This window comes from Micromonospora sp. 4G55 (assembly GCF_016803375.1).
The window spans coordinates 1-4149 of record NZ_JAEVHN010000549.1; the positions used below are offsets into that span (position 1 = coordinate 1).

4 protein-coding genes and 1 pseudogene are annotated in these 4149 nt (G+C 72.1%); 1 reads left to right on the plus strand and 4 read right to left on the minus strand.

Annotated elements, in window-relative coordinates; all coding sequences use genetic code 11:
- The 4 genes and pseudogenes from JNW89_RS29515 to JNW89_RS29530 form a co-directional block, all read right to left on the minus strand.
- Positions 1–582: pseudogene (locus JNW89_RS29515) on the minus strand (hypothetical protein); the annotation flags it as partial.
- A gap of 65 nt (positions 583–647) precedes the next feature.
- Positions 648–956, minus strand: a complete 309-nt coding sequence (locus JNW89_RS29520) for a cupin (protein ID WP_154941843.1) — start codon at positions 954–956, stop codon at positions 648–650.
- A complete protein-coding gene (locus tag JNW89_RS29525; RefSeq protein ID WP_238451587.1) occupies positions 953–1903 on the minus strand; it encodes an LLM class F420-dependent oxidoreductase in 951 nt (316 codons plus the stop codon). The genes JNW89_RS29520 and JNW89_RS29525 overlap by 4 nt, the downstream gene beginning before the upstream one ends.
- Before the next feature lie 2 nt (positions 1904–1905).
- On the minus strand, positions 1906–2685 hold the full coding sequence (locus JNW89_RS29530; protein ID WP_238451585.1) for an ABC transporter ATP-binding protein: 780 nt from the start codon (positions 2683–2685) through the stop codon (positions 1906–1908).
- 268 nt (positions 2686–2953) lie between these two features.
- Between JNW89_RS29530 and JNW89_RS29535 the strand changes: the two genes are divergently transcribed.
- Positions 2954–3982 (plus strand): ABC transporter substrate-binding protein, encoded by a 1029-nt coding sequence (locus tag JNW89_RS29535; RefSeq protein ID WP_238451586.1) that lies wholly within the window; start codon positions 2954–2956, stop codon positions 3980–3982.
- The last annotated feature ends 167 nt before the right edge of the window (positions 3983–4149 follow it).

The window sequence follows — 4149 nt, forward strand, 5'->3', positions numbered from 1 at the left end:
GCCAGCCGCTGCGCCGCGGCCGCGTCCAGCCAGGACGGCTCCAGCACACCGAGGCGTACGGAGCGCAGCACCCCGGTGGACAGCAGCGCGCGCGACCGAGACCAGCGCGATCAGCCAGACCGCGCCGGTCAGCAGGGCGACGTTCCAGCCCAGTGGCGGCCGGAGCAGCACGGCCGAGGCGGCGCCCGCGCCGACCACCGCCCCGACGACCGCGCAGATCCCGACCGCCCAGACTGGGTCGACGGTGCTCAGCTCCGCGGCCCGGGCGGGTTGCATGCAGAGCGGAGCGACGACGGTCGCGCCGAGTGCGGCCGCGCCGGAGACGGCGAGCTGCGCGCCGGTGCCGTCCGCCAGCCCGACGCGGCGGGCGAGCCGGACGGTGACCACGGCGCCGACCACGGCGGCGGTCACGGCGAACCAGCCGACCCAGGCGAGCTGGGCCGGCCACCGGTTCACATCCGTGAACGCGCCGTTGAGTCGTACGATCCCGAACCCGTACGCGATGCCGAGCTGACCGGCTCCGGCCAGCACGCTCACCCCGAATGCGGTGAACAGCAGTCTGCCCCACGTCCGAAAGGCCATGTCGCGCACGTTACGGCCCGGTGCGCCCGATCGCCACTGTGGCGCGGCGGGGCGACTGCCTGGGGTTACTTCAACTCGACGAGGCGGGCCAGATACGTCGTGTCGCCGACGTTGGTGAGCATGTGGACCGCGCCCGGGTCCCGGTAGACCACCCCGCCGGTGGGCTCGTCGGCGTCGATCCGGGTGCCGTCGATCGTCTGCACCACGTTCTTCGCCCCCTGGACGGCCACCACCAGGTACGGGTGGTCGTGCCGGTGCAGCGGCTGCCGCTCACCCGGCTCCAGGCGGATGTGCCACACCCGTACCCGCTCGTTCTCGAAGACGATCTCCTGGCCCACCGGGCCGAGTTCCGTACCGTCGACCACGTCGGTCATCGCGTTCCGTTCAGTTGGGGGAGCACCTCGCCGGCGATGAGCTCCAGGTGGTCGAGGTCGTCGAGTTCGATCAGGCGCAGGTGCACCCGGGTGGCGCCGATCGCGGCGAACTCGCCGAGCCGGTCGACGAGTTGCGCGGGGGAGCCGACCACCGGGTCCTCCGGCGGCAGGGCGCTCTTGACGTGCAGCGGCGCCGCCCGGCGGCGGGCCTCGGCGTCGGTACGCCCGATCGCCACCACCACCCCGGCGGAGAGCACCAGTGGGGCCCGCCCCGACTCGGCGCGCCCGGTCCGATCGCACGCCTCGCGGACCCGCTCGTACGCCGCGGCGGTCTCCTCGACGGACTTGAAGGGCATGTTGAACTCGTCGGCGTACCGGGCGGCCAGCTCGGGGGTGCGCTTCGGGCCGCGCCCGCCGACGATCACCGGCGGACCGGGCCGTTGCACGGGCTTGGGCAGCGCGGGCGCGTCCACCAGCCGATAGTGGTCGCCGAGGTGGGTGTAGGTGTCGCCGACCGGGGTCCGCCACAGCCCGGTGATGATCTCCAGCTGTTCGGCCAGCCGGTCGAAGCGCTCACCCACGGCGGGGAACGGGATGCCGTACGAGGTGTGCTCACGCTCGTACCAGCCGGCGCCGATGCCCAGCTCGACCCGGCCGCCGCTCATCTGGTCGACCTGGGCCACCATCACGGCCAGCGGCCCGGGCAGCCGGAAGGTGGCCGAGGTGACCAGCGTGCCGAGCCGGATCCGGGTGGTCTCCCGGGCCAGCGCGGCCAGCGTCAGCCAGGCGTCGGTCGGGCCGGGCAGCCCCGGCTCGTCGCCCATCGCCTGGTAGTGGTCGGCGCGCAGGAACCCGTCGAAGCCGCCCGCCTCCACCAGCCGGGCGAACCGGAGCTGGTCGTCGTAGCTGGCACCGCGGTGCGGCTCGACGAAGACGGCCACCCGCATGCTCATCGTCCCTCCGCCACGGCCGGCGTCTCGCGCTCCATCAACAGTTCGTGCAGTTCGGCGCTGACCCGGGCGACGTCGGCCAGGTGGGCGTTGCGGCCGAGGGTGCGGGGTCGGGGGATGGTCACCTCGACGATCTTGCGGATCCGCCCCGGGCGTGGGCTGAGCACGACCACCCGGTCGGCCAGCAGCACCGCCTCGTCGATGGAGTGGGTGACGAAGACGACGGTGGCCCCGGTCTCCATGTGCACGCGTTGCAGTTCGCCGGAGAGTTCCTCGCGGGTGAGCGCGTCCAGGGCGGAGAAGGGCTCGTCCATCAGCATCACCCGGGGCTCGCCGATCAGCGACCGGCAGAGCGACACCCGCTGCTGCATGCCGCCGGAGAGCTCGTGCGGCAGCCGCTTCTCGAAGCCGCCGAGGCCGGCCATCTCCAGCAGTTGGCGGGCCCGGTCGCGGTGCCTGGCCCGGCTCCAGCCGAAGATCTCCACCGGCAGCAGGACGTTGTCCAGCACGGTGCGCCAGGGGAGCAGGGCGGGGCGCTGGAAGAGCATCGCGATGTCCTGGCGGGGCCGGGTGACGGCCGTGCCGCCCACGGTGATCTCGCCGCTGGTCACCGGCAGCAGCCCGGCGACCATGCGCAGCAGGGTGGACTTTCCGCAGCCGGAGCGGCCCAGCACCGCGACGAACTCGCCCTCGGCGACCGCCAGGTCGATACCGCGCAGCGCCTCGACCCGGCCGGAGCGGCCGTCGAAGGTACGCGACACGTCGGCGAGTCGGATCATGTCCGGCGGGCCTCCCCTGAGTGGGCGGTCAGGAATCCGACAAAGGCTATCCGGCGTGTGGCACTTGCCAACAGTCCGGGGTGGACGCTCAGTTGTTTCCGTTCCGCAACCCGATGCGACTGGTGTCGTGACGGTGGGTCTCTCGTACGCTGTGCCCGCGAAGAGTCCCTTCACGACGGTGGCGTCGGCTCCCCCCATCACGCCGGCACCGCCGGACCGACAACCCCTCCGGGTGGCATGACCCGGTCGGAAAGGACATGGTGCACTGATGAGAAGGCTGACCCGTACGGTCGCCACGGCCGCCCTGGCCACCGCCCTCGCCCTGGTCTCCGCGTGCAGCAGCGGCTCGGACGACTCCGATGCCAAGGGCGGTGACGGCAAGGCGTTGGAGAAGGTGACCTACCTGACCTCCTTCGGCAACTTCGGCCGTGACTCGTACGCCTGGGTGGCGAAGGAGAAGGGCTTCTTCAAGGACGCCGGCTTCGACGTGGAGATCAAGCCGGGCCAGGGCACCGGCTCGGTCATCCAGACCGTCGTCGGCGGTCAGGCCGACTTCGGCCCGATCGACCTGACCGGTGGCCTGCTCCAGCTCGGCAACGGCGCCGCCAAGGACTTCGTGGCGGTGGCGGCGATCCAGCAGCGCACCATGGCGGCCGTGGTCACCGTCGAGGGCAAGAACATCGCCACGCCGAAGGACCTGGAGGGCAAGAAGCTCGCCGACACCCCCACCTCCGTGGTCCGCCAGCTCTTCCCGACGTACGCCCGCCTCGCCGGCGTCGACGCCAGCAAGGTGACCTGGGTCAACGGTGAGGCGCAGACCCTGATGGGCACCCTGGCCTCCGGCACGGTCGACGGCATCGGCCAGTTCGTGGTCGGCCAGCCCACCGTCGAGGCGGTGACCAAGAAGAAGCCGGTCGTCCTGCCGTACAGCGAGGTCATGCAGGACCTCTACGGCAACGCCCTGATCACCTCGACCAAGCTGGCCAAGGAGAAGCCGGAGATGGTCAAGCGCTTCACCGCGGCGCTGCTCAAGGGCCTGGAGTACGCCCTGGGCAACCCGCAGGAGGCCGCCGAGCTGCTGAAGAAGAACGTCGCCGCGACCAACCCGGCCGCGGCCGCCGCCGAGCTCCAGCTGATGGCCGGGTACGTCCGGTCCAGCAACTCCGGCACCGCCATCGGCACCCTGGACAACGAGCGGGTGGCCAAGAGCATCGCGCTGCTGCAGGGCGCCGGCGCGCTCAAGCAGAACATCACCCCGGACCAGATCATCGACTTCAGCCTGACGCCGAAGGCCTGATCGGCACCGACCGTGCCACGGGGGTGCGGTCACCGAGACAGTGACCGGTGGCCGCGCCCCCGTGGCCGTGCCGGCCCCGGGCCGGCAGGAGAGGATGGGACACGTGACGCAGATCCGTACCCGCTCCGGAGCGGGGAGGCGGAGGCGGCGGTCGTCCAGCGGGCGCC

What these genes read in the sequence shown, in the direction of transcription:
- JNW89_RS29520 (WP_154941843.1), bottom strand. Translation starts at nt 956, where the DNA reads ATGACCGACGTGGTCGACGGTACGGAACTCGGCCCGGTGGGCCAGGAG.
- JNW89_RS29525 (WP_238451587.1), bottom strand. Translation starts at nt 1,903, where the DNA reads ATGCGGGTGGCCGTCTTCGTCGAGCCGCACCGCGGTGCCAGCTACGAC.
- JNW89_RS29530 (WP_238451585.1), bottom strand. Translation starts at nt 2,685, where the DNA reads ATGATCCGACTCGCCGACGTGTCGCGTACCTTCGACGGCCGCTCCGGC.
- JNW89_RS29535 (WP_238451586.1), top strand. Translation starts at nt 2,954, where the DNA reads ATGAGAAGGCTGACCCGTACGGTCGCCACGGCCGCCCTGGCCACCGCC.